General features: G+C 71.1%; 1 protein-coding gene. It reads left to right on the top strand.

What is annotated here, in order from left to right; all coding sequences use genetic code 11:
• A partial coding sequence (locus TN53_RS41880) for a tetratricopeptide repeat protein (RefSeq protein ID WP_046264144.1) occupies nt 1-577 on the top strand: 577 nt, incomplete at both ends.

The raw sequence follows: 577 nt of genomic DNA, 5'->3' as shown, positions 1-577 counted from the left end.
TCTGTGTCTGGCGGAGTATCTGGACTGGCGGCGGTACTTCGATGACTGGATCACTGTCTCGGATGTCGCGCGGGAGGCCGCCCACCGTGCCGGGGACAGTCGTGGTGAGGGGATGGCGTGGAACAACCTAGGCCTCGCCCTGCGGGAGGCGGGCCGGATGGAGGAGGCGGTCGAGGCCCAGACCCGCGCCCGCGACCTGCACCAGGCCACCGGGGACCGCCATGGTGAGGCCATGGCGTGGAACAACCTCGGCATCGCCCTGGAGCAGATAGGCCGGGTGGAGGAGGCGGTCGAGGCGCACACCCGCGCCCGCGACCTGCACCAGGCCATCGGCGACCGCCATGGTGAGGCCATGGCGTGGAACAACCTCGGCATCGCCCTGCAGAAGGTGGGCCGGGTGGAGGAGGCGGTCGAGGCGCACACCCGCGCCCGCGACCTGTTCCAGGCCACCGGGGACCGCCCGCGTGAGGCCAGCGCGTGGAATAACCTCGGCATCGCCCTGCGGAAGGATGGCCGGGCGGAGGAGGCGATCGAGGCGTACGACAAGGGCGTGGAGATCTGCCGGGAGTTCGGGGAC

The organism is Streptomyces sp. WM6386 (assembly GCF_000972385.1).
GTDB lineage: Bacteria > Actinomycetota > Actinomycetes > Streptomycetales > Streptomycetaceae > Streptomyces.
The sequence above is the reverse complement of the archived record's forward strand: the minus strand, read 5'-3'. Positions and strand labels throughout refer to the sequence as shown.